Annotated in this window: 21 protein-coding genes, 1 other RNA gene and 1 pseudogene; 13 read left to right on the top strand and 10 right to left on the bottom strand. The window is 60.5% G+C overall.

Annotated features, from left to right (window positions below; translation table 11 throughout):
• Positions 1-7: 7 nt before the first annotated feature.
• The 4 genes from RHIBUN_RS0119780 to gnd all read right to left on the bottom strand — a co-directional run bounded on the left by RHIBUN_RS0119780 (position 8) and on the right by gnd (position 7,523).
• Entirely contained in the window at positions 8-1,390 is a 1,383-nt protein-coding gene (locus RHIBUN_RS0119780; RefSeq protein ID WP_025660890.1) for an AcvB/VirJ family lysyl-phosphatidylglycerol hydrolase, read from the bottom strand.
• On the bottom strand, positions 1,387-3,990 hold the full coding sequence (mprF, locus tag RHIBUN_RS0119775) for a bifunctional lysylphosphatidylglycerol flippase/synthetase MprF (protein WP_025660889.1): 2,604 nt from the start codon (positions 3,988-3,990) through the stop codon (positions 1,387-1,389). The genes RHIBUN_RS0119780 and mprF overlap by 4 nt, the downstream gene beginning before the upstream one ends.
• Before the next feature lie 251 nt (positions 3,991-4,241).
• Entirely contained in the window at positions 4,242-6,350 is a 2,109-nt protein-coding gene (locus RHIBUN_RS0119770; RefSeq protein WP_025660888.1) for a mechanosensitive ion channel family protein, read from the bottom strand.
• A 153-nt stretch (positions 6,351-6,503) separates the two neighbouring features.
• Positions 6,504-7,523, bottom strand: a complete 1,020-nt coding sequence (gene gnd / locus RHIBUN_RS0119765; protein WP_018858858.1) for a phosphogluconate dehydrogenase (NAD(+)-dependent, decarboxylating) — start codon at positions 7,521-7,523, stop codon at positions 6,504-6,506.
• 535 nt (positions 7,524-8,058) lie between these two features.
• Here gnd and RHIBUN_RS0119760 point away from each other — a divergent pair.
• A complete protein-coding gene (locus RHIBUN_RS0119760; RefSeq protein WP_156932731.1) occupies positions 8,059-8,295 on the top strand; it encodes a hypothetical protein in 237 nt (78 codons plus the stop codon).
• Between the two features lie 478 nt (positions 8,296-8,773).
• Here the strand turns inward: RHIBUN_RS0119760 and ssrS are convergent.
• From ssrS to RHIBUN_RS0119745, 3 genes are all read right to left on the bottom strand, one after another.
• Positions 8,774-8,932: non-coding RNA, 6S RNA (gene ssrS, locus RHIBUN_RS35520), on the bottom strand.
• A 59-nt stretch (positions 8,933-8,991) separates the two neighbouring features.
• Positions 8,992-9,369 carry a cell division protein ZapA gene (locus tag RHIBUN_RS0119750; protein WP_018858861.1) on the bottom strand — a complete coding sequence of 126 codons (378 nt, stop codon included), beginning with the start codon at positions 9,367-9,369 and terminating at the stop codon, positions 8,992-8,994.
• 13 nt (positions 9,370-9,382) lie between these two features.
• Positions 9,383-9,655 carry a DUF4164 domain-containing protein gene (locus tag RHIBUN_RS0119745; RefSeq protein WP_025660886.1) on the bottom strand — a complete coding sequence of 91 codons (273 nt, stop codon included), beginning with the start codon at positions 9,653-9,655 and terminating at the stop codon, positions 9,383-9,385.
• A gap of 334 nt (positions 9,656-9,989) precedes the next feature.
• Between RHIBUN_RS0119745 and tkt the strand changes: the two genes are divergently transcribed.
• The 8 genes from tkt (at position 9,990) to RHIBUN_RS0119705 (ending at position 19,475) form a co-directional block, all read left to right on the top strand.
• A complete protein-coding gene (gene tkt / locus RHIBUN_RS0119740) occupies positions 9,990-11,963 on the top strand; it encodes a transketolase (protein WP_025660885.1) in 1,974 nt (657 codons plus the stop codon).
• 61 nt (positions 11,964-12,024) lie between these two features.
• Entirely contained in the window at positions 12,025-13,035 is a 1,011-nt protein-coding gene (gene gap, locus RHIBUN_RS0119735) for a type I glyceraldehyde-3-phosphate dehydrogenase (protein ID WP_018858863.1), read from the top strand.
• Positions 13,036-13,168: 133 nt separating this feature from the next.
• A complete protein-coding gene (locus RHIBUN_RS37925; protein ID WP_018858864.1) occupies positions 13,169-13,297 on the top strand; it encodes a hypothetical protein in 129 nt (42 codons plus the stop codon).
• A 92-nt stretch (positions 13,298-13,389) separates the two neighbouring features.
• A complete protein-coding gene (locus RHIBUN_RS0119725; RefSeq protein WP_018858865.1) occupies positions 13,390-13,710 on the top strand; it encodes a hypothetical protein in 321 nt (106 codons plus the stop codon).
• Positions 13,711-14,045: 335 nt separating this feature from the next.
• Positions 14,046-15,896 (top strand): potassium/proton antiporter, encoded by a 1,851-nt coding sequence (locus tag RHIBUN_RS0119720; RefSeq protein WP_025660884.1) that lies wholly within the window; start codon positions 14,046-14,048, stop codon positions 15,894-15,896.
• A gap of 70 nt (positions 15,897-15,966) precedes the next feature.
• Positions 15,967-17,169 carry a phosphoglycerate kinase gene (locus RHIBUN_RS0119715; RefSeq protein WP_018858867.1) on the top strand — a complete coding sequence of 401 codons (1,203 nt, stop codon included), beginning with the start codon at positions 15,967-15,969 and terminating at the stop codon, positions 17,167-17,169.
• Between the two features lie 222 nt (positions 17,170-17,391).
• Positions 17,392-18,417 carry a class I fructose-bisphosphate aldolase gene (locus RHIBUN_RS0119710; RefSeq protein ID WP_018858868.1) on the top strand — a complete coding sequence of 342 codons (1,026 nt, stop codon included), beginning with the start codon at positions 17,392-17,394 and terminating at the stop codon, positions 18,415-18,417.
• A gap of 140 nt (positions 18,418-18,557) precedes the next feature.
• Positions 18,558-19,475 carry a PhzF family phenazine biosynthesis protein gene (locus RHIBUN_RS0119705; protein WP_025660883.1) on the top strand — a complete coding sequence of 306 codons (918 nt, stop codon included), beginning with the start codon at positions 18,558-18,560 and terminating at the stop codon, positions 19,473-19,475.
• Here the strand turns inward: RHIBUN_RS0119705 and RHIBUN_RS36895 are convergent.
• Positions 19,472-19,636, bottom strand: a complete 165-nt coding sequence (locus tag RHIBUN_RS36895) for a hypothetical protein (RefSeq protein ID WP_018858870.1) — start codon at positions 19,634-19,636, stop codon at positions 19,472-19,474. The two genes, RHIBUN_RS0119705 and RHIBUN_RS36895, sit on opposite strands and share 4 nt — an antisense overlap.
• A gap of 170 nt (positions 19,637-19,806) precedes the next feature.
• Here RHIBUN_RS36895 and RHIBUN_RS0119695 point away from each other — a divergent pair, with 170 nt between their 5' ends.
• The 3 genes from RHIBUN_RS0119695 (at position 19,807) to RHIBUN_RS0119685 (ending at position 22,194) form a co-directional block, all read left to right on the top strand.
• Positions 19,807-21,087, top strand: a complete 1,281-nt coding sequence (locus RHIBUN_RS0119695; RefSeq protein WP_018858871.1) for an MFS transporter — start codon at positions 19,807-19,809, stop codon at positions 21,085-21,087.
• Positions 21,088-21,109: 22 nt separating this feature from the next.
• Positions 21,110-21,301: a DUF1192 domain-containing protein gene (locus RHIBUN_RS0119690; protein WP_018858872.1), complete on the top strand. Its 192-nt coding sequence runs from the start codon at positions 21,110-21,112 to the stop codon at positions 21,299-21,301.
• 377 nt (positions 21,302-21,678) lie between these two features.
• The gene (locus RHIBUN_RS0119685) at positions 21,679-22,194 is read left to right on the top strand and encodes a DUF1465 family protein (RefSeq protein ID WP_018858873.1); all 516 of its coding nucleotides are present in this window, start codon (positions 21,679-21,681) and stop codon (positions 22,192-22,194) included.
• A 346-nt stretch (positions 22,195-22,540) separates the two neighbouring features.
• On the opposite strand, the pseudogene RHIBUN_RS35515 reads toward RHIBUN_RS0119685, so the two are convergent.
• A pseudogene (locus RHIBUN_RS35515) lies at positions 22,541-23,021 on the bottom strand (RidA family protein).
• Between the two features lie 19 nt (positions 23,022-23,040).
• A complete protein-coding gene (locus tag RHIBUN_RS0119680) occupies positions 23,041-23,475 on the bottom strand; it encodes a cupin domain-containing protein (RefSeq protein WP_025660882.1) in 435 nt (144 codons plus the stop codon).
• A 118-nt stretch (positions 23,476-23,593) separates the two neighbouring features.
• Here RHIBUN_RS0119680 and RHIBUN_RS0119675 point away from each other — a divergent pair, with 118 nt between their 5' ends.
• A complete protein-coding gene (locus RHIBUN_RS0119675; RefSeq protein WP_018858876.1) occupies positions 23,594-25,168 on the top strand; it encodes a winged helix-turn-helix domain-containing protein in 1,575 nt (524 codons plus the stop codon).
• Position 25,169: the final 1 nt, after the last annotated feature.

Raw genomic sequence — 25,169 nt, 5'->3', positions numbered from 1 at the left:
ACGCAGCCTAGTCCTGAAGCCGCGCCTTCAGCCCGTCGATGATCGTCTTGCTCAAGAGCTCATAGTTCTCATCGAAGTGGTGATCGCCGGCAAGGGCAATCACATCGGCACCGCTGTCCTTGAGATCAGGGCAGGCCACCTCGTCGTCATCTTCCTTTCCGTAGATGCACTGGACGATCTTGGGATCGACCTTCTTCAGGTCATCAACCGGATCGCCGCCCGCACCTTCCGTCTTCTGGCCGAGCCAGCCCATGACGGAGATCTGGTAATCGACTTCATGCGACAGGGACAGGAGCGACATCTGCGCGACGGTTGCCTTGGCGGCCGGCTTCAGGCGCGTAAACGCGGCAGGCACGACATCGGCGCCGAAGGAATAGCCGATCAGCAGAACGTGCTTCACCTTCCACTGCTTGCGATAAAGCTCGATAATCTTGCCGAGATCGTCCGCCGTCTGCTGCGGCTGGCGCTCCGACCAGAAGTAATGCAGCGAGTCGATGCCGACGACCGGCACACCCTGCTTCTGCAGCGCCGCACCAACCTCCTTGTCGATATCGCGCCACCCGCCATCACCGGAGTAGATGACCGCCATTGTGTCGAAAGCTGGCTTGGCATCGAGAATGGTGAGCGGGAGGCCGAGCGGATTGTCGGCACTGCCGGAGGCGTCGATCAGGTCCGAGAGCGTGTCGGCAAGCGTCGTCTGGGCATCGTCCCCGGAATCGCGGATATCGATGTCCGAGTGCTGCTTCTTGAGTTCTTCGACATGCGCACGGCCCTCCTTTTGTGCTGCCGCCGTAAACGAGGCGATGATCGGGTCCGGCAGCGATGTTTCGCTGAGCCCATAGATCATGCGGTCGCCGACCGTCTGCTTCTTCGCCGGCGTGCACAGTTCCTTGGTAAGCGGAATCCCGGCAACTGGATCGATCGCCAGCGTCTGGCCGATCGTCGCATCCGGGGTCTGCGCCGCGATCGCCAGCGCCAGCGCACCGCCCTCGCCGACGCCGGCAACGATCGGCAGATGGTATGCACTGTTGCCCGCCGCGCGCTGTACCTGCTGGCTCAGCGATTCAAGATCGGACACCATGTAGATGCAGCCGTCATTCTGGCTGACGTCGTAGTTTCTGAGCGCCTCCATATAGGCCACGAAGTCGATGCCAATGACGACGGCTCCCTGCTCGACGAGACGGTTTGCCTCTGCCTTCTCATTATCGCCCCAGCCGGCGCCATCCGAGATCAGCACAACGGCGCCTTTCACGTCGCCTTCGGGCAGGAAAATATGCGGCGAAGGAATGAGCCCGGTCTCGAAGCTCTGTGTCGTCTCGGTCGCCGCCATTGCCGCCGGAACGGACAGCGACAGGGCGCAGACGGCTGCAAGAAGGTGTCTTTTCATCATTTCCTCACTACCCCTCTCAATCCGCCGCCGATCAGGAATGTTGCGTCCATCAGAGCGATCATCGGATTGCCTCCACCCGAAACCGCAAGATACCGCGGATGCCAGTGCGGATGGAACTTTGATTTGAAGGCCCTGAGGCCCTTGAAGTTATAAAACCGCTCGCCGTGTTCGAAGACGGTGCTGCCGACGCGGTCCCAGACCGGCGCCATCTCGCGCTTCGACATGCCCGAAAGCGGCGCCATGCCGAGATTGAAATGCGCAAACCCCTGGTCGCGCAGATATTCCATGATCTGGACAAAGAGGAAGTCCATCGACCCTTTCGGCGCATCCGGGGAGAACCGCATCAGGTCGATGGTCCCCTCGTCCTTCGCGGCGGTGATCAGGATGTTGGCGAAGGCCACGATCCTGCCTTCCCGCTTCAGGATGCCGACGGGTTGGGCAACGATATAGTCTGGATCGAACGCACCGAGCGAGAAACCCTTCTCCTTGGCATTGTGATCCTCGAGCCACGCATTCGAAACCGAGCCAAGCTCATCCATTGCGGCGGGAACGTCTTCCGGCGCGATAACCTCGAATTCAAGGCCGTCGCGTTGCGCGCGGCTCGCGGTTTGCCGCAGGTTTGCCCACTTGCCGCCCTTCATCTCGAAGGTTTTCAAATCGGCAACGGCAAGCTCGCCGAGCTTGAAGGCACGCAGCCCTGCATCGGCACAATGCGAAAGAAGCGCCGGAGAGATCTGGTAAAAGACTGCGCGGCAGCCGGCGGCGCGTGCGGACTCCACGAAACGCCAGACCAGCTCTGGAATGGCGCTGCGCTCCCCGATCGGATCGAAAAGAGCGATCCAGGAGCGCCCCTGCCTTCCATACATGATGAAAGCGTCGCCTTTCTCCGAGAACATGATGCTCTTGTCGCCCATGCGCACCAGATTGGCGTCGGCAAAGCGCTGCTTCTCGACGATACCGACCGCCCGCTGCAACGCGTCGGTGGAAGCAGGTTCCGGCTTGACCGTCGCCGGACGGAGCAGACTGAAGATCGCAATCGCCGAGGAAATGATCGTAAGGCCGAGCACGGCGCGCAGACCGCGCGGGGCCTCGCCGGCAAATTCGAACTGCCACCAGAGCTCGTTGCTGTATTCGACGTCACGATAGACGAAGAGCAGGATCACGATCGCACCGACGCAGATCACGGCGATCGCCGTCAGCCATGAGGCCGTCAGCGTCTGGTTGAGAAGGGACGCATGTCTGCGAAACAGCCGGCGGCTGACGAACAGGCCGAAGATCAGGAAACCGAGGAAACAGGCCTCGACCAGTGCAATCGCCTTCAGCAGCGACAAGGTCAACGCCGCCGCGGCCGACAGGATCGACACCCACCAGGCACCGTCGAGCTTCTGGCCGAGACCGCGTGCCGCAACGACCAGTGTCAGCCCGAGCAGGCTGGAGAGGAAATGCGCCCCCTCGACGAGCGGCAACGGCAGGTAGTTCGCAAGAAACTCGAGATTCTGGTCCGGCGTCGGCGTCACGCTCGAAAAGATCAACATGACGCCGAGGAGGAGCGATAGGGTCGAAAGCAACTGCGGCATCAGCCGGATGCCGATCCGTCGGATGCCTGACGCAACCGGGTGATCGGCAAACCGGCGAAGCTCGGTTGCCGAGACGGCCAGCACAGCGATCAGCAACGGCAGAACGTGATAGATCAGGCGGTAGAGAACCAACGAACCAAGCACTGCGTCGATGTTCACTGCGCTGCCAAGCGAAGCGATGATAACGGTCTCGAACACACCGAGGCCGGCCGGTACATGGCTCAACACTCCAAGCCCAACCGCAATGGCATAGACAGCCAGGAATACCGGCCAGCTGATCGCGGCCTGTGGCAGCAAGACATAAAGGACGGTCGCCGAGGCGGCGATGTCGAAGGCGGTCACCAGGAACTGCCGCGACCATGTGCGCGAGTCCGGCAATCGGACCGAGACGGGACCGAGGTGGACTGCGCGCCCCTCGCGTCCCAGGAACATGATGACGCCGAGGCCGGCAATGACCACACCGGCCATCAGCCGCAGGGTCAGGCTGCCGACATTGATCAGAGGCGCGATTTCATCGGCGATGATCAGGAGCGAGATAGCGGCAACGCCCGCAAGCCCGAGGCCGAACGACAGCGTCACGAATGCGATGACCCGGCCAATCTCCTCAGGCGTCAGGCCGAGGCGCGAATAGGCGCGATAGCGGATTGCACCGCCGCTCAGCGCCCCGAAGCCCGCCGTATTGCCGACCGCATAGGCGCTGAAGGCGGTCAGCGCCACCTGCGGAAATGGCAGCTTGCGGCCAACATATTCAATGGCATTGACGTCATAGAAAACGAGGGCAAGAAAGCTCATGCCGGTGAACAGGAGGGCCAGAAAAATCGAGCTGACCTTGGTGTCGGCCAGCGCCTGAACGACGTCGTCATATCGCACTTCGTTCGTCAGTTGCACGATTGCGAAGCCGACGAGACAGAACAGCGCGAGCGTCGCCAGTGCTGTCAGGTGCGCACGGTAGCGCCTGAAGAATCCACGTACCGAAGATTCGTCGGCGTCTTCGATTTCTTCTAACTTGCCGTGTCCCGACATCTCGTACCGCCGCAATATTCCAGTTTGGTGGGAATCATGTCCGAAACACGTAACATGCGCGGCACGCAAGCTCTATGAGTGCGCAGCCTGCCCGACCCTGAACCGCCGATCTCGCCTGCTTCATCTCCAATTGGGGCAAATTTGGCGCAGGGCGCGCCGGCGCACATTGCAATTTCGTAACGTTGACAGGGTTGGAGCGGCAAAAAAGCACTGAACGAGGCTAGCCCGCTCCGATAAGCGAGTCCCGGATGCTACGCCGCGGGCTCATCTGAATTCGAGCGTTGCGAAAGATGGCGGGCGGCGGCTGCATGCGCCTCGGACTCGTGCCCTTCGCTCGAAACCTGCACCGTCGGCACAGCAAACTCGATGCCGTTTTCCTTGAAGGCGTTGCGGATCATGGCCAGGGCATTGCGTCGGATGACGAATTGCTCGCCGGGCTTGGTCATCATTGCCAGCCGGATGACAATCGCGAACTCGCCGAACTGTTCCACGCCCTTCATCTTCAGCGTCTCGATGATGTGCGGACTGTAGTCGGGATTATCCAGCAGTTGCTGTCCGATCTGCTTGATCACCTTCTTCGCCTTCACGAGGTCGGTGTCGTAGGTGACGTTCAGGGTAATCTTGTCGATCGTCCAGTCCCGGTTGAGGTTCCTGACCGCGCCGAGTTCGCCGAACGGCACCGTCGTCAGCGGCCCGCGGTGATGCCTCAGCCGCACCGAGCGCAGGCTGAAGGCTTCAACAACGCCCTTGTGGCTACCGCTCTCGATATACTCGCCGACACGGAAGGCATCGTCCCAAAGATAGAACATGCCGCTGATGACATCCTTCACGATGGTCTGTGCGCCGAAGCCCACGGCGACGCCGACCACGCCGGCACCGGCGATCAGCGGGCCAATTTCGACCCCGAGGCCCGACAGCACCATCAGCACAGCAATGACAGCAATGACCACGGCGAGGATATTGCGGAAGATCGGCAACAATGTCTGCAGGCGGGCGCGGCTGGCTTTTTCCTCATCCGTTATCCCGCCTTCGATCCTGGAGTCATCGAGCTTGCCGTTGATGTATGCGCGCGCCAGGTGCCACAACAGATCGGCAGCGAGCAGGATGACGATGCCGCCGATCGCGCCACGGGCAAGCCGATCGAGCATGGTCTCGCCGGCGGCCATGCGATCGGCCGCAAGCCCGATCATGCGGCCAAGCCAGAAAGCCGCGGCCGTGATGATAAGGGCTCGAACGCCACGGTCGAGAAGCACAGTCGCAATCCGGCGCCCGGCGAGAAAGCCCGCCTCGGCCTGGTGCAGGGAACGAACGGCCAGCGTTGCAACCGAGAGAGCACGCGGCAGGAGCACGGCATAGATCCCGAGCCAGAGCAGCAGGTTGAACCCTGAAACCCAGAGAAGCCAAAGGAAAGCGAAATAGAGCGTCAGCCCCCAGGAAACGGTGAAGCTGCGATGCTCTCCCTCCTCCACCGGACGGTGCCAGATCGCCTCCACTGCGATGGCGAAGAGCCCGATGCCGAGAATGTAGCCGACAAAGTAGCGCGCGCCCTCGGAAAAGCCGAGCGGCACCATCAGTTGGATCACCGCCCAGCCGAATGCGAAGTAGATCGCGAAGGTCGCGCAACGCCGGAACCAGAAAAGCCCCCTGGCGCGCGAAATCTGGCGCTCGCCATCCGCACGCGGCAAGGTAACGAGGGCGACCAGGAGCCGCCCGAGCGCGACGGTAAAGCGGGCGACGATGAGTGCGACTGCAATCGCGATGGCCATGGACCGCGTGATCGGAGGCCAGTTGAAAGCGAGCAAAGGCACCAGTGTCGCCATCGCAAAAACGATTGCGGGAACGACGCGATAAAGCAGATTTGCCGCAGCGTGGTGGGCAACGGTGACGACCTCGTCGTCGGTCCGTCGGATTCGCGGTTTCGGCACGATAAGACGGAACAGCAGCTCGACAATCGCTCCGGTGAGAAAAAGGGCAATGACCTCCGTCGTAATCAGCAGCCAGCCCGTCGGCGCGACCTCGCGTTCGACGACTTCAGACGCGGTCTCGACTTCGCCGGGAAACTCCATCGCCGCCCCGGAGACCATTTCGACATGGCGGCGCGCATGACCGACGAGTTCGGAGAGCGCCGACATTTCGCCGGCCTCCGTCAGGGTGGCTGTCGGCGCCGCCTTCATTTGCGTCGCCATCCACTCCTTCACCTGTGGCGTTTGCATCAGCTCGAGTATCTGCCGAACTTCCGCCGGCGGTTGAGCCGCACTAGTCGTGGGCGTGGAAGGCGGCGACGGCGGGTTGGCGGTCTGAGCCGCGGCGCTCGTGGCCACGGCGAGGGCGAATGCCATCGATATCAGTAGTTGCATCATGCCACGCGCGCCCCATTGCCAGACCCGTGATCCCTTGCCCTAAATGCAATCTCTCGACAATGTATCCCGTTGTATAGACAATATATCCCGCTGTATAAAAGGAAAGCCCGCACAGGCGGCGCTGCGCGGGCTTGGAAAACGAAAAGTTTCAGCCTAGCCCTTTGGCTTCTCGACGTGACCGCCGAAGCCCGCACGCATGGCCGACAGCACCTTGTTGGCGAACTCGTCGTTGTCGCGCGAGGAGAAGCGACCATGAAGCGCCGCACTCAGCACCGGCGTCGGGACGCTTTCATCGATCGCCGCCATGATCGTCCAGCGGCCCTCGCCGGAATCGGAAACACGGCCGGCATACTTGGTGAGGACCGGATCGACATGCAGCGCGTCGGCCGTCAGGTCGAGCAGCCAGGAGGTGATGACGCTCCCGCGACGCCACACTTCGGCAATATCAGGCAAGTTGAAATCGTAACGATAGTGTTCGGGATGCGCCAAAGGCGCAGTTTCGGCATCGACCGCATGCGTGGCCGCACCGACATTGGCATGTTTCAGAATATTCAGGCCTTCGGCATAGGCGGCCATCAGGCCATACTCGATGCCGTTGTGCACCATCTTGACGAAATGACCGGCGCCATGCGGACCGCAATGAAGATACCCTTGCTCGGCCGTGCTTTCCGGATGAGCAGTGCGCCCCTCTGAAGGAGCAATGACTCCCTGTCCCGGCGCCAGAGACGCGAAGATGGGCGACAGCGACTGGACGATTCCTTTCTCGCCCCCGATCATCAGGCAATAACCGCGTTCCAGGCCGAAAACGCCGCCGCTGGTACCGACGTCAACGTAGTGAATGCCCTTGGTGATGAGCTCGGCACCTCGCCGGATATCGTCGTGATAGTAGGAATTGCCGCCGTCGATGATGATGTCGTCGTCGTGCAGCAACGGCAGAAGCTGGGCGATGACCTTGTCCGTGATCGCCGCCGGCAGCATCAGCCAAACCGCGCGCGGGCGCGACAGCTTCGAAACAAACTCCTCGAGAGAGGCGCTGCCGACAGCGCCCTTGCCGACGAGATCAGCAACGCTTTCAGGCCTCGCGTCGTAGACGACGCATTCATGGCCATCGCGCATCAATCGCTGGACCATGTAGTTGCCCATGCGGCCCAAACCCACCATGCCAAGCTGCATCTCAAGTCTCCTGGAAATTAAATCGATAAGATGCGGAAACTAGCACTCGCAATACAGCAAGCAAGAGAAGTCTCTGTCACATTCGGAGCAACCGACAGGCATTGTCGTCGGCGGACCGCGGTCCGCCTATTCCATCGAGAATCTTCAATAGCGGATCACCGGAAAGCATTTCAGGATAGAAAGCGTCTACCACAACCGTATACAACCATAACGAGCATTATTGTAATGTTCGTTCAAAAGTTGTGATTCTGCGCTAACTGTGGCAATCTTTACTTTCAAAAGTGCTCCTGGGGAATTGTGGGGTCTGAGCGATGAAGTCTGCTGCCTTGCTGATCGGATTATGCCTCTATCCGGACAGCCTCATGGCGCAGTCATGTCCGCCGCAGGTCGTCTACCAGATGCAAATGCAGGGCGTCCCACCGCAGGGTCCGCGCGCGTGCGTCACGCAGTTTGGAATATGCCCGGGCTTCGGTCCGCCCTCCGCCTACTGCACCTGCAACGTCTATGGGCCCGGTCCAGGGAATACTTCAGTGAGGTGAGGGACATCGATCTGATCAAACTAAAGGAACTTATAGATCAACCGGAACACGCGACGATCACTGCCGAGAAATACGGCCCGTTTTTCTTCGCACTCGTCTTCATGTGTGTTATTCCGACCGGTCTCGTCTTCTTGTATCGATACCTGTTCTCCGCGACGAGCAACAGCGAGATCAAGAAGGTGCTCTACACCGATTTCGGATCTATTTTCATGTCGCAGTGGCGTGCGGAGTAATCTGCACCGTTCTCAGCACTGCTTGGTGGATCTATGCGAGTTATCGCTACAACGAACAGAGCCGCGAAGCCTTTGAGGGCCTGCGAAGCAACATTACCGCGCAGGAAACAGCTATAAACAATATGAAGAAAGAAGATGCGCTCCAAAGCTAAACCGCGATTGGCAGCATCGAGGATAATCCAGACCCCGATCTGCAATTCGACAACGTTTTGTTCGACCGCAAATCTACTTCACCAAATCGCCTTACGGAAGGAATAGCTGGATTTTTCTGATCATATCGAAAACGCCGCTAGTGGATCAGCAGATCAATAACTTCATGATCAAGCGACAGACGGCGGCCATGACCCCACCTGATTACTTATACGCCAGACTTCGCCTGGGACCTGGGGCCGGGATCGGGATGTACAAGATTGAGAAAGCAGACGGAAAGATATCCATCGTGCCCCAACAGCAGTAAGCGTGTACGGATTTTTGGGAAGTGCGATCCACGACAACCGATGGATGTTTACGATCCTGGGCGCCTACAAACGTAGGTGGGCACCGTGTGTCCAGGCCCACGAGCCTGGTCAGGGACAGCTCCCTTTGGATCGAGTATGGCCCCAGGGATTGTGGTTCCTGTCGAGAGGCGCAGACCGCACTCCGCTATATAAGGCCGATTTGGGCGCTGCGCCAGAGGGCCGGCGACGCCGCCCCTATTTAATTGAGTTCGGCGGGCGCACGGCCGTTCAGCTTGTCGGTGATGCTGCGGATACGGCTCGTCACCTCACCCAAGGCCGCCGCAAGGCCCTCCTCGGTGCGGGCGTTTGCCGCGAGAACGCTATCACTGCTGTTCCGCAACGAATCGAGTTCGGATTCAAGCCCGGCGACGCGGCGGGTGAGCTCCGAAATTTCGTCCATGACCATGATGCCAGCCATGACGGTGATGCGGAGGTCACCGATTTCGCCGAACTGCCCCTTGAGGTGCCCGACATAATTGTCGAAGCGCGTCGCGAGGTCCGTCAGGTGGTCTTCCTGACCCTCCTCGCAGGCCATGCGATAGGCCTTGCCGTCGATCGTTACCGTTACCTGCGCCATGTATCGCGCCTTTCTATCGGTCCAGAACCGCGCGGATCGTCTCCATGGCCGTCACCAGCCGCCGCGAGACCTCGCGATTGACTTCCTCGAGCCGGTTCGCACGGAATTCGGCCTGGTCCAGTTCCTGGGCAAGCTTCGAGCGATCGGCATGAATACGACGTACCTCGCCTTCGATTTCGCCCTGCTCCCGCTGGTGCTCGATGCGCATCTCGACTGCGTTTTCAAGCCCAGAGATGGCTTGCCTGAGCTCGTTGAGTGCTGCTTCCATTTTGCCTGTAGGCGTCATGTCTCTACCGGTTCCCCGCACAAGACCCGCGAATCGGCGCCCGAGACCGATCCAGTATTTCCAAAAGGATACGCACCTCGCCAACGGCACGTCAATAAAGCTGGCCCTGCGGCTGCAGACCTATTCTGTGGATGACGAAAATCAACTGCCGCCTCAGCGCCTATTCAACTTTTGTAAAAATCGATGATCAAATGTCTAAAATCGATTGGAGAGGCCTCCGGAGGGCCTTCCATTTGTTGACTTGGCCGTTCCAACTGCTATGTGTCACCCGCTCTCATGATGGTCTCCACAGGCTCGAGGCCATCCCCCGACACCCGGAACCCGTGGAATAGCCATGACCTCTCCTGAACAAAACGACCGGATGGCAAATGCGATCCGTTTCCTCGCCATGGATGCAGTCGAAAAGGCAAATTCGGGGCATCCCGGCATGCCGATGGGCATGGCTGACGTAGCGACGATTCTCTTCACGAAGTATCTGCGGTTCGACCCGAAGAAGCCGCATTGGCCGAACCGCGACCGCTTCGTGCTGTCGGCCGGCCACGGCTCGATGCTGCTTTACTCGCTGCTCTATTTGACCGGCTACCCCGACATGACGATCGAGGACCTGAAGCAGTTCCGCCAGCTCGGTTCGAAGACCGCCGGCCATCCCGAATACGGTCATGCGACCGGCATCGAAACGACGACCGGCCCGCTCGGCCAGGGCATTGCCAATGCCGTCGGCATGGCGATCGCCGAACGCAAGCTGCGCGACGAGTTCGGCTCTGAGCTTCAGGACCACTACACCTATGCCATCTGCGGCGACGGCTGCCTGATGGAAGGCATCAGCCACGAGGCGATCGCACTTGCCGGTCATCTGAAGCTGAACAAGCTCGTTCTCTTCTGGGATAACAACTCGATCACCATCGACGGCGCCGTCTCCCTGTCGGATTCCACCGATCAGGTTGCTCGCTTCAAGGCTGTTCATTGGAACACGATCGAAATCGACGGCCACGACCAGGCTGCCATTGCCGCCGCCATCGAAGCCGCTCACAAGTCCGACCGTCCGACCTTCATCGCCTGCAAGACGATCATCGGCTTCGGCGCTCCGAACAAGCAGGGCACTCATAAGGTTCACGGCAACCCGCTCGGCGCCGATGAAATCGCGGCGACCCGCAAGGCGCTGAACTGGGAATACGAACCCTTCGTCGTTCCTTCCGACGTTCTCGACGCATGGCGCGCAGCCGGCAGCCGCTCGGCCGAAACAGTCAAGACCTGGGAAGACGGCCTCGCCAAGTCCGCGCACAAGGCTGAGTTCACCCGCCGCTTCGCCGGCGACCTGCCGGAAGGCTTCGACGCCGCGATCAGCGCCTACAAGAAGAAGCTGATCGAAACCAAGCCGACGATTGCGACCCGCAAGGCATCGGAAGACGCGCTTGAGGTCATCAACGGCTTCCTGCCGGAAACGCTGGGCGGCTCCGCCGACCTGACGCCGTCGAACAATACCAAGACCAGCCAGATGCATTCGATCACGCCGACCGATTTCGCCGGCCGCTACATGCACTGGGGAATCCGCGAGCACGGCATGGCTTCGGCCATGAATGGTGTCGCGCTGCACGGCGGCCTTATCCCCTACGGCGGCGGCTTCCTGATCTTCTCGGACTATTGCCGACCGCCGATCCGCCTGGCCGCCCTCATGGGCATCCGCGTTGTCCACGTCCTAACGCACGACTCGATCGGCGTCGGTGAAGACGGCCCGACGCACCAGCCGGTCGAGCAGATCGCCGGCCTGCGCGCCGTTCCGAATCTACGGGTCTTCCGCCCGGCAGACCCGACTGAAACTGCCGAATGCTGGCAGATCGCCGTCAAGTCGAAGACACACCCGTCCGCGCTCGCGCTGACCCGCCAGAACCTGACGCCAGTGCGTACCGAGTACAGCGAAAAGAACCTTTGCGAACTCGGCGCCTACACGCTCGCCGGCAAAGCCGACGCCAAGGTGACGATCTTCGCTTCCGGCTCTGAAGTCGAGCTCGCCGTTGCCGCCCGTGCAACGCTCGAAGCCAAGGGCGTCAGCGTCCGTGTCGTTTCCGTTCCCTGCACCGAACTGTTCTTTGAGCAGCCGGAAGCATACCGCAAGGAAGTCATCGGCAACTCGCCAGTCAAGATCGCCGTGGAAGCCGCCGTCCGCGAAGGCTGGGATGCCTTCATCGGTCCGGAAGGCACGTTCGTCGGCATGAAGGGCTTCGGCGCGTCCGGTCCGGCAAAGAAGGTATTCGAGCATTTCGGCATCACCGCGGACGCCGTGGTCGCTGCCGCAGAAGCAAACCTCTAAGAGAGCGCTTCGGCGCTCTCCAACTCAATCCGCAAGCCCCATCTCTAGGGAGTGAATGCACATGACTGTAAAGGTTGCCATCAACGGCTTCGGCCGCATCGGCCGTAACGTTCTCCGCGCTATCGTCGAATCCGGCCGCACCGACATTGAAGTCGTTGCCATCAACGACCTCGGCCCGGTCGAGACCAACGCCCATCTGCTGCGCTACGACTCCATCCACGGCAAGTTCCCGGCCGAGGTGAAGGTCGAGGGCGACACGATCACTGTTGGCGGCGGCAAGCCGATCAAGGTGACCGCGATCAAGGACCCGGCAACGCTGCCGCACAAGGAACTCGGCGTCGACATCGCGATGGAATGCACCGGCATCTTCACCGCCCGCGACAAGGCTGCCGCGCACCTGACGGCCGGCGCAAAGCGCGTCATCGTTTCGGCTCCTGCCGACGGCGCCGACCTGACCGTCGTTTTCGGCGTCAACCATGACCAGCTCACCAAGGAGCATCTAGTCATCTCCAACGCATCCTGCACGACGAACTGCCTCGTGCCTGTTGTGAAGGTTCTCGATGATGCGGTCGGCATCGACCACGGCTTCATGACCACCATCCACTCCTACACCGGCGACCAGCCGACCCTCGACACCATGCACAAGGACCTGTACCGTGCCCGCGCCGCAGCCCTGTCCATGATCCCGACGTCGACGGGCGCCGCCAAGGCCGTTGGCCTCGTCCTTCCGCATCTGAAGGGCAAGCTTGACGGTACGTCGATCCGCGTTCCGACCCCGAACGTCTCGGTCGTCGACTTCAAATTCGTTGCCAAGAAGGCCACGACCGTCGGCGAAATCAACGAAGCGATCAAGGCTGCCGCAAACGGCAAGCTGAAGGGCATCCTCGGCTACACTGACGAGCCGCTCGTTTCCCGTGACTTCAACCACGACAGCCACTCCTCGATCTTCGCAACGGATCAGACGAAGGTCATGGAAGGCAACTTCGTGCGCGTCCTGTCCTGGTACGACAACGAGTGGGGCTTCTCCAGCCGCATGTCTGATACGGCTGTCGCTTTCGCAAAGCTCATCTAAGAGCGTCCCGACATGAATCGTCGAAAGCGGCTCGGGCGACCGGGCCGCTTTTCTTTTGAAGCCAAACTGACTAGCGTCATAGAGACAAGACAATGCCGGATGTTGGCTGGCGGACTCATCCATGAGAATTCTCATGACAATCATCGTTCTGCTCATGATTGCGAGCGTGCTGAGTCTCAGCCTTGTTGGCGGGCGCAACTCGAAGCAGATCGCCGAAGGGCAGCCGTTAATGGCGTCCACACGCGTCATGGGACCTCGATAGTCCGTTTGCCCGAACGATTAGACTGGCGCGCCGCAGCCGATCACCGTACTGTCCATCGAAGCTGGACGGCACAGAAGCGAAAGAGAATTTTGATGGACTACTTTACGATCGAGATCGGCGGACAGGCGATCGCAAGCTTTCGCTCCGAGAATGCCGATGATGCCGAGAATTTCTTCGAGGCCGAGGATTTCCGCGAGGATCTGACGGTTCTGCAATCGCAGGGCAAGCCGGTCTGGGACGGCGTCACGGAACTCAAGCTGCGCAAGGCGACCGCCGAAGAGGCAAGCGAAGTCGAGCACGCCTATGAGTTCGACGATGATCCGGAGCGAACGATTGACGATGAATTTGTCGTCTTTCTGATCCCGATTTCCGACATCGTCGATGACGAGGACGATGAGGACGAAGACGCCTGAGCAGCGCGATCGGGCAAGAAGCCGACGGTGCGCTTCTCCATGACCGCTCATTGATTGAGAGGAAACGCGCGAGAGCGCAACTTCTGCCCTCCTATCGCCCGATTTGCTCATACACTCGATTCATGCTCCTTCGTGAGCACTCACCCGGTTTTGCCGTCAGGCACGCCAAAACAGCAGCATGAAGCCGCAAAACAGCACGGGGTCGACCGCAAGGCCTACCCATCCTGTTTGTTTTGCCGTTTACTCATAGCGGGCTTGAGTGACCACGAAAGGGCGATTGGATGGACTGCGGGACCGGGGGCGGTCTGTATTGAATTGCGGGTAAGGGGACAGGCATGGAAGCGTTTTATATCGTCGTACTGGTATCGACGACGCTCGTGCTTCTCGCCGCATTCTCCAGCCTGCTCGCCTTCCGCTTCGGCGCCCCGCTCCTCCTGCTCTTCCTCGCGATCGGCCTGCTTGCTGGATCTGATGGCCTCGGGATCCAGTTCAGCAACAATTATCTGGCCTACTTCCTCGGCTCCATCGCGCTTGCCGTCATCCTGTTCGACTCCGGTTTCGGAACGCCGGTCCAAGCCTTCAAGCTTGCGGCGATACCCTCTCTGACGCTCGCCTCGGTCGGCGTTCTGATAACAGCGGCACTCATTGGTGTTGCCGCCATGTGGCTGCTGAACTTCACGTGGCTGGAAGGCCTGCTGCTCGGCTCGATCGTCTCCTCCACCGACGCTGCCGCCGTCTTCTTCCTGCTGCGCATCGGCGGCATCAATATTCGTGACAAGGTGCGCTCGACACTGGAGGTTGAATCGGGAACCAACGACCCGATGGCGATCTTCCTGACCATCGCCCTCGTAGAGATCCTTGCCAGCGGCGAGCGCTATCACGGCATCAACATCGGTATGCTCGCCATGTTCGTGCAGGAGATGGGCCTCGGCGTCATCCTCGGTCTGCTCGGCGGCATGATGATCTCGCTGATCGTCAGCCAGCTGGAAACCGATCGCGGCCTGACCCCGATATTCGTGCTGGCCCTGGCGCTGCTGGTCTTTTCGGCGACGGGCGCGGTCGGCGGCAGCGGCTTCCTTGCCGTCTATGTCGCCGGCATCTACGCGGGCAATCGCAAGCTGCAAGGCCATGCCTCTATCAAGCGCTTCCAGAGCGGCATGACCTGGCTTGCCCAGATCATTATGTTCCTGGTCTTGGGACTGCTTGCGATGCCGTCGCAGTTTCCGGCGATTGCCGTTCCCGCCGTGCTGCTCGCCCTGTTCCTGATCTTCATCGCGCGCCCGCTCGCCATCTGGCTCTCGTTGCTCCCCTTCGACTATACGCAGCGGGAGATCGGCTTTGTCGCGTGGGTCGGCTTGCGCGGCGCCGTTTCGATCCTGCTCGCCATCATGCCCATTCTCGGCGGCTTGGAGAACAGCCAGATCTATTTCAACACCGCCTTCATCATCGTGCTCGTCTCGCTTCTCGTACAGGGCTGGACGATCAAGCCGGTCGCCAAGAAGCTGGGGCTCATCATCCCGCCGCGCATGGGTGCCGTCGACAAGGTCGAAGTCGATCTGCCGGGTGCGGCAAACCACGAGCTCCTCTCCTACCGCGTTATCAAGGACAGCCCGGTGCTTCGCGGCGAACGCATCCCGCGCTGGGCGACGCCGTCGCTCGTCATCCGCGACGGCAAGTCGATGCGTTATCAATATGCGGGCCGGCTACGCGAGAACGACCTCGTCTATCTGTTCGTCGTGCCGTCCTACTCGCGGCTGCTCGACAAGCTCTTTGCCAGCCGCGCGCCGGTGGAAGAGGATGACGCCGATTTCTTCGGCTCATTCGCGCTGTCGCCCGCCCGGCCAGCGGCCGATCTCGACGCCGCCTATGGCCCCGGCCTGCTGAACGAATCCGAGAAAGGGCTGACGATCGCCGAACTGATGAAGCATCGTCTGGGCGGCAAGGCGGATTATGCGGACCGGGTCCGTCTCGGCTCGATCATTCTCATCGTCCGCGATCTCGATGATCAGGACCACATCACCTCGGTCGGCATGTCGCTGGAGGCTGTAGAGCCCGCCACCACCCTGCCGATCTTCCTCAATTTGCACGACATCATCGATCGCATCCGCGACCGCATCAAAGGTCGCAGAAGCCGGGAAGCAGCGGCTGCGGCGGCATCAGCCAAGGGCGATCAAAACCCGCAATGAGCGCCTTGCGTCTGCGATCATCCTTGCTATGGTCGCCGCATCTTTTGGGCAATAACGAACGGATTTTTCCATGCCTTCCTTCAAGACCCTCGACGACCTCAACGATGTTGCCGGCAAGCGCGTCCTCGTTCGCGTTGACCTCAATGTTCCGGTCAAAGACGGCAAAGTAACCGACACCACACGCATCGAGCGTGTTGCCCCGACGATCCTGGAGCTCTCCAACAAAGGTGCCAAGGTCATCCTGCTGGCGCACTTCGGCCGCCCTAAGGATGGCCCGTCGCAGGACCTTTCGCTGTCGCTGATCGCTCCGTCCGTCGAGGAGGTGCTGGACCACTCCGTGGCAACCGCCGGCGACTGCATCGGCGCAGCAGCAGCGGAGGCAGTTGGTGCGATGAAGAACGGTGACATCCTGCTCATGGAAAACACCCGCTTCCACAAGGGCGAAGAGAAGAACGACCCCGATTTCGTCAAGGCGCTTGCGGCGAACGGCGACATCTACGTCAACGACGCCTTCTCTGCTGCCCACCGCGCACATGCCTCGACGGAAGGCCTCGCCCATCATCTTCCCGCCCATGCGGGCCGCACCATGCAGGCCGAGCTTGAGGCCCTTGAGAGTGGTCTCGGCAACCCGGCCCGTCCTGTCGTCGCCATCGTCGGCGGCGCCAAGGTTTCGACCAAGATCGACCTCTTGATGAACCTTGTGAAGAAAGTCGATGCGCTGGTGATCGGCGGCGGCATGGCAAACACCTTCATTGCCGCCCGCGGCACGAATGTCGGCAAGTCGCTCTGCGAGCACGATCTTGCAGACACCGCCAAGCAGATCATGATCGAAGCGGCCACGGCCGGCTGCGCCATCATTCTGCCGGAAGACGGCGTCGTTGCCCGCGAATTCAAGGCAAACGCCGCCAACGAAACGGTCGCAATCGACGCGATCCCCAATGACGCTATGGTGCTGGACGTCGGCCCGAAGTCGGTCGAGGCGATCAAGGCATGGATCGAGCGCGCCAATACGCTGGTCTGGAATGGCCCGCTCGGCGCGTTCGAGATCGAGCCTTTCGACAAGGCAACCGTCGCGGCAGCGAAATTTGCGGCCGAGCGCACGAAGGCCGGCAAGCTCACCTCGGTGGCCGGCGGTGGCGATACGGTCTCGGCGTTGAACCACGCCGGCGTGGCCGACGATTTCAGCTATGTGTCGACGGCCGGCGGCGCCTTCCTTGAGTGGATGGAAGGCAAAGTGCTCCCCGGTGTCGCTGTGCTCAACAAGCACAAATAATTCAAGCGAACGAATTTAACAAATTTTACATGTAGATAGACCGCGGCGCGAAAGCTCCGCGGTCTTTTGCTCATTTGGAGTACAAAAGCCCAAACTTTCAAACGATTAAAAAAAATTCAAACGTTTCAGACAATTTTGCTGCCGTTTTCCCACCCATAAACTTCTGTTATCCGCGACCTATATCTACTGGTTGACGATTTTTTTGCTGTGGAGAGAAACGATATGAGCGAACGTTTGGAAGACATTGCCGTGCGTATGGTGGCTGGTGGCCGCGGGCTGCTTGCAGCAGATGAATCGACAGCCACAATCGGGAAGCGGTTCGACACGATCGGACTTGAATCGACGGAAACGAGCCGTCGCGACTACCGCGAAATGCTGTTCCGCACCGAAGACGCGATGCGTCAGTATATCTCCGGCGTGATCCTCTACGAAGAGACCCTCCACCAGAAGGCAGCAGACGGCACGCCCCTTGTCGACGTCATCCGTGCGGCCGACAGCATCCCGGGCATCAAGGTCGATATCGGCGCAAAGCCGATGGCAGCCTATCCCGGCGAAACCATCACCGAAGGCCTCGACGGCCTCGCAGACCGTCTTGCGAAGTATTATGAAGCCGGCGCCCGCTTCGCCAAGTGGCGCGGCGTTATCGCAATCTCCTCCACGCTGCCCACCTGGGGCTCCATGAAAGCCAACGCCCACGCCCTCGCCCGCTATGCCGCGCTGTGCCAGCAGGCCAACATCGTGCCGATCGTCGAACCGGAATGCCTGATGGACGGCAAGCCAGGCGACCACAACATCGATCGCTGCGCCGAGGTCACCGAATGGACGCTGCGCACCGTCTTCAAGGAATTGGCAGACGCCCGCGTCAGCCTCGAAGGCATGATCCTCAAGCCGAACATGGTCATCGACGGCAAGAACGCCCGCAAGGCTTCCGTCGCCGAGGTCGCCGAGCGCACGGTCGAGGTGCTGAAGCGCACCGTTCCGTCGGCCGTTCCCGGCATTGCCTTCCTCTCGGGTGGCCAGTCCACCGAAGAAGCGTCGGCGCATCTTTCCGCGATCAACTCCGGTTATGACCTGCCGTGGACTGTGACCTTCTCCTACGGCCGCGCACTGCAGGATACGGCACTGAAGGCTTGGGGCGGCAAGCAGGAAAACATTGCCGCCGGCCAGCGTGCCTTTGCCCACCGCGCCGAAATGAACAGCCTCGCCGCCAAGGGCAGCTGGAAGAAGGATCTGGAGAAGGCGGCCTAAGCCATCTTCTGATCGACAAGAAAAGCAAAACCGGTCGTCGCAGACGGCCGGTTTCTGCATTGTAAGGGCGACAACTTTCCGGCTTCTGCAGCCGGCGGATCGCCGGTAGAGATCGTGGTATCAGCCCTCTCGGAGCCGCCATGAGAACCGTTGCCTTCACGACAGTCGATGTCTTCACCTCTACTCGCTTCGAAGGCAACCCGCTCGCCGTGATGACGGACGCGCGTGGCCTGACGGACTCAGACATGCAGAATATTGCCGCCGAGTTCGGCTATTCGGAAGTCACCTTCGTGCTGCCGCCAGAAGATCCGGTAAATACCGCCCGTGTCCGCATCTTCACACCCACCATGGAGGTTCCCTTTGCGGGGCATCCGAACGTCGGGACGGCTTATGTGCTCGGCCAACAGCGCGAGGTCTTCGGACGGCCGGTCGGCGACAGCCTGCGCTTCGAAGAGAAGGCGGGTCTCGTCGAGGTCAACCTGAAGCGTGACGACGGTGAGGTGCTGTCGGCATCGATTCGTGCGCCGAAGCCGCTCACCATCGGCAACACGATATCCGAGGAAACCGTTGCGCGCTGTATAGTGATCGAGCCGCAGGAAATCCGGGTGGCGAAGCACCGACCGGTTGTCGCCTCCGTTGGACTGAGTTTCGCCGTCGCGGAACTGGCAGACCTTGCCGCCCTCGGTCGCGCCCGCCCGAACCTCACCTATTTCCAGGATGCCGCCGGCCCGACTGCCGAAGGCAATCACGATTTCTCGCTGTTCGTCTATGTGCGCTCCCAGGAAGAGCCGTGGACGATCCGCGCCCGGATGTTCGCGCCGCTCGACAACGTTCCGGAGGATCCGGCGACCGGCAGCGCCTCGGCAGCCCTCGGCGCCTACCTCGTTTCGCTGGAGCCGGATGCGGACATGAACGTTTCGCTCACCATCGAGCAAGGCGTCGAGATGGGACGCCGCAGCATCATCGGCATCGAAGCCGTCAAGAAGGACGGCATCGTTTCCGATGTGACGATCTCGGGCAGCTGCGCGCCGGTCATGCGCGGCGAAATCACGTACTAAACGAACAGATCGCGGCCAAGCAGTGCCACCGCCCAGACCCCAAACGCGATCAGGGCGATCTTCCAGAAATCCATGCGCCGCCGCAGCCCCGGAACGCCCAGTGGCTTGATCAGCTGAATCGCCATCGCCAAGATGAGCAGCAGAGCGATCAGCTTCGTCATGTCTTTATTTTTCCATCTCTTCTGAATGTCACAGGACGGACATTTTTTCACGTCACGACTGCATTTATTCATGCCGTAAAGGCATTTGGGGGCACAATCAATCATCTCGAGGCTGGGCGACACTCCGTGTTGCCATCTGTCTTTGCAATCAACGCATAGAGTCTGGCTATATGAAAAGAAATCTGCTGTCCGTCGCCTCGCTTCTCTTCGGGACGCTGTTTCTCTTCATGGGCAACGGGTTGCAGGGCATCCTGCTTCCGGTTCGCGGCAACCTGGAAGGCTACGCGACAACCACGCTCGGCCTGCTCGGCACGTCCTGGGCTGCCGGCTTCGTCATCGGTTGCCTCGTCGCGCCGAAATTGGTGCGCCGCGTTGGCCATGTCCGTGCCTTCTCCGGCTTCATTGCGATTATCGCGATCATCGCCCTGGTCAGCGGCATTATCATCCACCCCGTCTGGTGGGTGCTGCTGCGCGCCGTCACCGGTTTTGCGACCGCCGGCACCTCGATGATCATCGAGAGCTGGCTGAACGAGCGCGCCACAAACGAGAGCCGCGGCGCAATCTTCTCGCTGTATATCGCCATCACGCTCTTCGGCGTCGTGGCGGGTCAGATGATGATCCCGCTCGAGGATGTTCGCACGCCTGTCCTGTTCATGGTCTGCGGCATCTTCTACTGCATCGCGATGCTGCCGACGACGCTCTCGACCGCAGCCTCGCCGCAGCCGCTGAAGGCCGTGAAGCTGGATCTTCCGGCCCTTTACCGCAACTCCCCGGTCTCCTGCCTTGGCATTCTCCTCGTCGGCATCGCCAACGGCGCATACGGAACGCTGGGCGCTGTCTTCGGCGCAGGCTCCGGCCTGTCCGACACCAGCATCGCCATCATGATGAGCTCCACCATCTTCGCGGGCGCCGTGATGCAGCTGCCGGCAGGGCGGCTTTCCGACCGCATCGACCGGCGCTATGTGCTGGCAGCCATGTCGGCCATCGCGGCCTTCGCCGGCCTGTTGATCGCCATCCTGCAACCATCGTCACCCGCCTTCATCATCGGCCTCGTCGTCCTCTACGGCGCCGTTGCCAACACCCTCTATCCGATCGCGGTTGCGCACGCCAACGACTTTGCCTCGGCAGAGGATTTCGTAAAGGTTTCGGGCGGCTTGTTGCTCCTCTACGGCATCGGCACCATCATCGGCCCGACCATCGGCGGCCCCGTCATGTCGATGATCAATCCGCACGCCCTCTTCCTGGTGACGGCAATCGCCCATGTGTTGATCACCGCCTATGCCATCATCCGCAGCCGCATGCGCGCCGCCGTTCCCGCCGGCGATCGCGACGCCTTTACCACCATTCCGACGGCTACATCGCAGACGCTGACGCCCGAAAGCATGTCGCTTGCCGACCGCGGAACCGGCAAGACTCCCGAAACCGGCGATCCTGCCCTAAAATATAGCTGAGGCATACAAGGGAGGATAGCATATGAGCTTCATCGACGATGACCGGCCGCAGAAGAAGGTTGCCCACGAGATCGGGGCCGACCTCTCCACCCTATCGGTCGACGAGTTGAGAGCGCGCGTGGAGCTGCTCAAGGCGGAAATCGTAAGACTCGAGGCGGAAGCTGCCAGCAAGACATCGACAAGATCAGCGGCGGAGAGCCTCTTCCGCTCGTAATTCGTCGGCTGACTATTGCAGAAAGCTAACGACCGAAGAGTGTTAATCCGAGACAGGTTTAAGTGGCCATTAAGCTTTATAAGGTATTACTGTACTCATCCAGTTCTTCTCTGGATCTCAGACAGTTTTCCATGCGGTGAATTGGTCTGATTTTTCTCCCTGTTTTACCTTGAGAGCCGCTTTTGCGGCTCTTCTTTTTTTATTGCGCTGGGGACCATTTCCATGAAACTGTGGAAGTTAACCCTTTCTTAAGAAACGCCTTGCGCAATTCGGCTAAAGCTACCATCTTAAACGCATAAAGACTGGCCGAGGAAACTTTTTCCCTTCGACTGGCGTTACCTGACCATAAGTAGATGCGTGCAACAGGGACTGTTTAAATGTCAGAGCTTGGATTGAACACGATCAGTTTTGCAGGTCGCGCTGCCGCATCCTCGCAGTTCAAGACACTATATTCGGAAGGCATGTCGCTGGTTGAAGAAACCGCCGCCTATCTCGATGGCCAGGGCCGCGCTGCCTCCAAGGTTCTGCCGCGCATGGCATCCGTCCTCTATGCCGCTGAATCGATGCGCCTGACCACCCGCCTGATGCAGATGGCCTCCTGGCTACTGCTGCAGCGCGCCGTCAACAATGGCGAGATGTCGCGCGATCAGGTTCTGGCCGAGAAGAACAAGGTTCGCCTCGACGGCTTCAACGTCGACCGCAATGCGCCGGGCTGGGGCGATCTGCCGGAATCCTTCCGCGACCTGATCGAACGCTCGTTGCGCCTGCAGAACCGTGTCGCCCTGCTCGATCGCGAAATCTACCGTCCGGCGGAAGCCCCGATCGTTCCCGACAACCAGAACAGCGTACAGGCTCAGCTGAGCCTGCTGCAGACGGCCTTCGGCAACAACTGAACCGCCGCAACCTGAATTCACGAAACCGGCTGCGTCCCGCGCAGCCGGTTTTTCTTTGTGCGCACAACAACCACGCGACTCAGCGTAGTGGCGAGGCAGCAAATGCGTTGACGCAAGGAGGGAGACCTCCTGCCTCCTTCCGGCCCTTGCGGACCCGCGGGTTCCTGAATGGGAGGCTTTCGTATGCCTGACGGCACCCGAAACCCTAAACCATATCGGTCGAGGAGAACAGCTTTGCCCCGTCCGAAAAGCAGACGTTGGCGGCGACGACAGCTGGAGGTCGCGGTTGCCCCATGAACGTCATTCGCGCCGCACCCCGCAAAGGTCGTGAACCGACCCTAAGGGGTCACCCGTCAATTTCCACTTCCGCTTCGCAGTTTACAGGCGCATTCAAAGGGATGGCCATGCCGATGGACGAGCGGGCGTGGGCGCCAACGTCAGGGCCGTACGCTCCAGTATCAAATCGGAATAACCGTTTGTGACCAGCGGGGTCTCATTGAAACCCGGAGCAACATTCACCATGGCGAAGACGCGCAGCCACGCCGTAACCCGATCGAGGTTTCCGACTGCCCGCTTGAGGCTCGCGAGATGAGCCAGGGCAACGAGCCGCGCTGACGCGTAACCCTGCTCAGGCGAAACCTCGTCCCGACCTTGCCGAGGGGTTTCGCCAATGTCCCATCCCGGCTGCACGCGACGTGACCCGATATGTCGGCGCGGTTGCCGCGCACCCGGACCCAGGCGAAAGGCATACGCAGCCCCTCGCGAACTTTCAGAGGCTCGGGCAGTTCCAGACCCATAGCGGCCAGACGTTGTTCGATGATCGCCATAGCGCACCTCTGAGCCTGATTAGGGTACGATGTCGTCAAGTTCCGGCATCAGCACGACACTCTCGTTCGCTGCGGGGTCGTTGCGGGCAGCGAGGAACTCGGCGTTTTCCGTGCTGCGGTTCACGGCAAGATGCGGAACGCCGGCCGGAATGAACAGGTAGTCGCCGGGGAGGACCTTTTCGCATCGTTCAAGCTCGGCCCCCGACCAAATCTCGATCTCTTTGCCCGCGGTCATAAGCAGGGCCGTCTCGTGTCCCTGATGGCGATGGGCGCTGGTTCGTCGTCCTGCGGGTAGCGAGATCATCCCGAGCCACAGCATGCTGGATCCGACGCTCTCCGCCGAGACTCCCGAGCGATAGACAGATCCCTGCTCGGCGACATAGCTGTCACTGCCGCGTACGATTTTCGCGGTTGATGCATGAGCATTCTTCGCTTGCATTGTTTCGTTCTCCATCGTTCCCACCACTTCAACTGCTGCATGGAGCTGAATCTGCGCGCGGAGCCGGCGCAAGTCCTGAACGAAGGCCGAAAAATTCCGAAAACTGCGAAATCGGGCGTATCATTCCCAAGTCATGAACACCCAGCACCTTGTATTCGGCCCCTTCGAGTTCATTACCGAGAACGGATGCCTTCTCCGTGATAACAGGCCTGTCGCCATCGGCGCCCGCGGCGCTTCGCTGCTTGCCGTTCTGCTCGCGGCAGATGGGCGCATCGTCGCCAAGTCGGCGCTGATGGATGCTGTTTGGCCTGGCCTCGCCGTCGAGGAGAGTAATCTTTCCGTTCAGATTGCTGCCCTTCGCAAGCTGCTCGGCCCGGCATCAGACGGCGGCGACTGGATCGTTACGGTCCCACGGGTGGGATACAGATTTTCCGGTCCGGTGGAGAGCCGGACCGACGGACCCGGTAGCGAAGGGCATGCGGAGGCGAGATCCAGCCCCGCGATCGCAGTACTGCCTTTCGAGGATCTTGGCGGAGATGCCGAGAGACAATATCTGGCCGACGGTATCGCCGACGACCTGATCGTGGCGCTCGCCCGGTTCCGATGGTTCCGCGTCGCGTCGCGTGGGGCGAGCTTCGCAATGAGGAATGGCCCGAGGGATCCGAAGTCTATCGCGCACGAACTTGGCGTTGATTTTCTGGTGGATGGAGCCATCCGGCATACCTGCGATCGGATGCGGATATCGGTTTACCTTGCCGACGCAATGAAGGATGTCACTGTCTGGTCCGAACATTACGATCTTCAGGTGGCCGAGGTATTTGCAGTGCAGGACGCCATCGCCGAGCGGATTGCAGCGGCGGTCGAGCCGGAACTGCTGTTGCGGCATGGACTTCAGGTTGCTCCGCACACCGGCAACGTGACCGCATGGGACCTTGTACGGCAAGGTACATTCAATTTTCACAAGGTAACGCAGCCAACCCATCTTCTCGCAAGGCGATTCTTCCGGGAGGCCGCGGAGCTCGATCCCATGCTTCCAGAGGCGCAGATCTGGCGGGCACGGGTCAACGCAGGCCTCATCGCCTATGGCTGGACAGAAAATCCCGCCGCGGACGGGAAGGAAGGTCTCGATGCGGCCTTGCGGGCGATATATCTCGACGCCCGAAATCCGTATGCGCACTATGCGCTGGCGATTGTGTCGGCCTACACAGGCAGGGCTGACCAGGCGATCCTCGCAGCCGAGCGGTCCATCGAACTCGGTCCTAGCTTCGCCTTGGGGTATCTCGTCCTCGGCATGGCCCGCCTTTTCGTGGGCGATGCGGCCGGCGCGCGAAAGCCACTGGCTCGGGGCCTCGAACTCAACCCCCATGATCCGCAGAATGCGGCCTGGTTCAGTTTCTTGATGCTTGCGCTGTTCTTTTCGGGCGACGTCGAGGGCGCACTTGACACGGGACGAATGGCGCTAAAGGCGCGGCCTGACTGGCCGGCGCTGCTCCGCATTCAGGCGTGCTGCCACACGGCGTTGGGACATAGTCAGGAGGCTCGCCGTTTCTCCGCCGCTGTAGGCGATCTCCCGGAGCCTGCCGGCGATGCGCTTGGTCCGTTCAGAGATAGCAACAAGGAATGGGCGACCCGTCTCGAGGGCCTGCTGCAAGAGGCAGAACATCAAACGACCGGTTCCGGTCGTAACGCCATCTTTCCTGAAGACTAGG

The sequence above is a fragment of the Rhizobium sp. IBUN genome (assembly GCF_000510625.1).
Taxonomy (GTDB): Bacteria; Pseudomonadota; Alphaproteobacteria; order Rhizobiales; family Rhizobiaceae; genus Rhizobium; species Rhizobium altiplani.
This window is presented reverse-complemented; position numbering and strand designations above follow the sequence as displayed.

Coding starts and splice junctions, on each gene's coding strand:
- RHIBUN_RS0119690 (WP_018858872.1), top strand. CDS start 21,110: ATGAGCTTCATCGACGATGACCGGCCGCAGAAGAAGGTTGCCCACGAG.
- RHIBUN_RS0119725 (WP_018858865.1), top strand. CDS start 13,390: ATGGACTACTTTACGATCGAGATCGGCGGACAGGCGATCGCAAGCTTT.
- RHIBUN_RS37925 (WP_018858864.1), top strand. CDS start 13,169: ATGACAATCATCGTTCTGCTCATGATTGCGAGCGTGCTGAGTCTCAGC.
- mprF (WP_025660889.1), bottom strand. CDS start 3,990: ATGTCGGGACACGGCAAGTTAGAAGAAATCGAAGACGCCGACGAATCT.
- gnd (WP_018858858.1), bottom strand. CDS start 7,523: ATGCAGCTTGGCATGGTGGGTTTGGGCCGCATGGGCAACTACATGGTC.
- gap (WP_018858863.1), top strand. CDS start 12,025: ATGACTGTAAAGGTTGCCATCAACGGCTTCGGCCGCATCGGCCGTAAC.
- RHIBUN_RS0119745 (WP_025660886.1), bottom strand. CDS start 9,655: ATGACGCCTACAGGCAAAATGGAAGCAGCACTCAACGAGCTCAGGCAA.
- RHIBUN_RS0119720 (WP_025660884.1), top strand. CDS start 14,046: ATGGAAGCGTTTTATATCGTCGTACTGGTATCGACGACGCTCGTGCTT.
- RHIBUN_RS0119770 (WP_025660888.1), bottom strand. CDS start 6,350: ATGATGCAACTACTGATATCGATGGCATTCGCCCTCGCCGTGGCCACG.
- RHIBUN_RS0119675 (WP_018858876.1), top strand. CDS start 23,594: ATGAACACCCAGCACCTTGTATTCGGCCCCTTCGAGTTCATTACCGAG.
- RHIBUN_RS0119695 (WP_018858871.1), top strand. CDS start 19,807: ATGAAAAGAAATCTGCTGTCCGTCGCCTCGCTTCTCTTCGGGACGCTG.
- tkt (WP_025660885.1), top strand. CDS start 9,990: ATGACCTCTCCTGAACAAAACGACCGGATGGCAAATGCGATCCGTTTC.
- RHIBUN_RS0119685 (WP_018858873.1), top strand. CDS start 21,679: ATGTCAGAGCTTGGATTGAACACGATCAGTTTTGCAGGTCGCGCTGCC.
- RHIBUN_RS0119680 (WP_025660882.1), bottom strand. CDS start 23,475: ATGGAGAACGAAACAATGCAAGCGAAGAATGCTCATGCATCAACCGCG.
- RHIBUN_RS0119750 (WP_018858861.1), bottom strand. CDS start 9,369: ATGGCGCAGGTAACGGTAACGATCGACGGCAAGGCCTATCGCATGGCC.
- RHIBUN_RS0119710 (WP_018858868.1), top strand. CDS start 17,392: ATGAGCGAACGTTTGGAAGACATTGCCGTGCGTATGGTGGCTGGTGGC.
- RHIBUN_RS0119705 (WP_025660883.1), top strand. CDS start 18,558: ATGAGAACCGTTGCCTTCACGACAGTCGATGTCTTCACCTCTACTCGC.
- RHIBUN_RS36895 (WP_018858870.1), bottom strand. CDS start 19,636: ATGACGAAGCTGATCGCTCTGCTGCTCATCTTGGCGATGGCGATTCAG.
- RHIBUN_RS0119715 (WP_018858867.1), top strand. CDS start 15,967: ATGCCTTCCTTCAAGACCCTCGACGACCTCAACGATGTTGCCGGCAAG.
- RHIBUN_RS0119780 (WP_025660890.1), bottom strand. CDS start 1,390: ATGATGAAAAGACACCTTCTTGCAGCCGTCTGCGCCCTGTCGCTGTCC.